The 2,199-nt window shown below is 40.0% G+C and carries 2 protein-coding genes; both read right to left on the reverse strand.

Features of this window, described 5'->3' with window-relative positions; translation table 11 throughout:
* Positions 1-260 precede the first annotated feature (260 nt).
* A complete protein-coding gene (locus SSCH_RS06815; protein ID WP_084710993.1) occupies positions 261-797 on the reverse strand; it encodes a hypothetical protein in 537 nt (178 codons plus the stop codon).
* Positions 798-997: 200 nt separating this feature from the next.
* Positions 998-1,681, reverse strand: a complete 684-nt coding sequence (locus tag SSCH_RS06820) for a DUF3307 domain-containing protein (protein ID WP_044664818.1) — start codon at positions 1,679-1,681, stop codon at positions 998-1,000.
* Positions 1,682-2,199: the final 518 nt, after the last annotated feature.

Consider the following 2,199-nt stretch of genomic DNA (forward strand, 5'->3'; position numbering starts at 1 on the left):
CTTCAAGGTAACTTTTCACCGCAGAGGGAAGGAAACGGTAGAGAGTTGAGTTCCTGGCCCCTTTTGGCTTGCGGACAAAGATGGCGAAATGGCCCGCCCAGTCTATCGGCTTGCAAAATTCGGCCTCGAAGCGGTAGTGGAGCATGAAGCGGACAAATAACTCGTTTAAAACTCTCTCGCCATTTTTACCGAAACTGCTTACCGCCGCCGTCAGATTGTCAAAGCGGATTTTTTCGGCACCCCGCCGGCCATCTCAAAGCTTAGGGCAAAGCGTAGAGAAAACAAAGTGAGTTTTCTGACGGCACCGGAACCCCTAGCCCAGCATTGCTCCAGGGAAAAGCTGTTGTCAAAGATCTGAATTCTTTAAATTCACCGTCCCAGATGGTCCGGACTGTGCCGAAATCAACCTGGGCCTCGCCGATGGGGTGTTCAAGCTCTATGTATTTTTCCTGCTGCTCATACTTTAGCGCTTTTTTCCGTTCGGCAACGTAGGCTCTGACGGTTCTTTCCGATCCGGTAAAATCGTGATCTTTTTTCAGCAGTTCCCAGATCGCTTTGGCTGTCCGGCGGTCTTTACGGGCTAGTAGACGGTCTTCTAAGAGCCAGACATCTATCGTATCGGTAAAGGGCTCTAAAACCGGTCTGCGGCGCTTCCTGGTAGTTTGTACAGGATTCCAGTCGCTCCTTTTTGCATACTTGGCTGCAGTTCTCCAATTGACGCCTACTTTGTTACTGATTTCGTTGATACTTAGCTCTTCTTTCTCATACAGGTGTTTGATATACTCTTGTTGCGGCATTGTTATCACCTCTTCTATTTTCCCTCCTTGTCTGGCGACTTAGAGGGTATTATTCAAGACGGTGATGGCAATGCTTCCTAATTACCGAGTTCTGCACTTTTGGCTGCCGTTTTGTGTATTTTTATTATACCGAAAACAGATACTTAGGGAATGGGTTCTGGATCCAATATTAATATACAAAATCACTGCCCGAACTCAAACTAATAATTTTTTTTATTACCAGCGCGGTTAAAATAGCAAGAAAAAAAACTCAACCCTGTTCCTAAAAAATAATACTCGCCATTTTTTACATCATTATCGATAAATTTAGATCGTGCAACCCCTTTTATAGCAAAAATAATACCAATTGCAGTATATTCATTTAGCAAAGCCAGAGTAATAACGATTAACCTTTCAATCATTCCAATATAACCACTTATTGAATTGGCTTCGTAATCTTTTATAATATTTTTAAGAAGGTTATCTATCATTACCTTTGCAGCAAAAATTCCAAATATATAACCTGCTGCATATACCCATAAGTTTATATTGGTATAAAATGCAAGAAGATACTTATTAATTAAATAAATATCTATATAACCAAATATTGCAGGTACTAATATCAACGATACTACATGTATTGTTTGATCTATTATGAACAGTAAGAAGTTATCAGTAAATTTTTTTAAATAATCAATTAAATGAATTAGAGAAATTATGGCTAATACAAATATCAAATTGAACGATAAATAGTCCAAAGTGCAAATTAATAATGATAAAAACACTATAACTACATGGGCAAAAAGATATTTTATATTTTTTAACTTTAATTCAGCAATATTATTCGTTTGTAAAATAAAATCGCCAATCAGATGGCCCACAAATAACCGTAGTAATAAATCCATTAAGAGAAACTCCTACCTTTTTTACAAAACAGCACACGCAAAACCCCCATGTGGCAAATCATCGAGCTCCCATTGCCCTGTCTCTATATAATGTAAATATGCGTAGTATAATCTAATAGCAGAGTTAACAATCATGTTGCCTCTCACTCAATTTGACGCTGCAATTCTCACCGCCAATAACGGAAGAATTATAGCGACAGTCTGCCATAAAGTTGAGAATTCAGGTGCCAATCAAAGTCTAGCTAGATAATGCCAGTCAGTGTGCATAGTGTGGATAATGTAGAGATCCCCCCAGCACCCAAACCAAACCTGTCATGGATACTGAGAGGATCCTTACCCTTTAATTACCTTACCCCGCTGTGCCACGCTGCCTTTCCATATCAGCAAGAATACGCCCGATATCTTTGTCCTCAACCACATCACTGCCCCTTTGCTGTGCATCGTAGAGGGCATACGTGCAAATATGATTTATCAATCGGTGAATACCCTGAGTTGCTGAGTAGATCAACTGCAAAGCA

This window comes from Syntrophaceticus schinkii, from assembly GCF_000946815.1.
Taxonomy (GTDB): domain Bacteria; phylum Bacillota; class DSM-12270; order Thermacetogeniales; family Thermacetogeniaceae; genus Syntrophaceticus; species Syntrophaceticus schinkii.

Bases quoted from the DNA above. Each gene is read 5' to 3' on its own strand.
- SSCH_RS06820 (WP_044664818.1), bottom strand. From the start codon at position 1,681: ATGGATTTATTACTACGGTTATTTGTGGGCCATCTGATTGGCGATTTT.
- SSCH_RS06815 (WP_084710993.1), bottom strand. From the start codon at position 797: ATGCCGCAACAAGAGTATATCAAACACCTGTATGAGAAAGAAGAGCTA.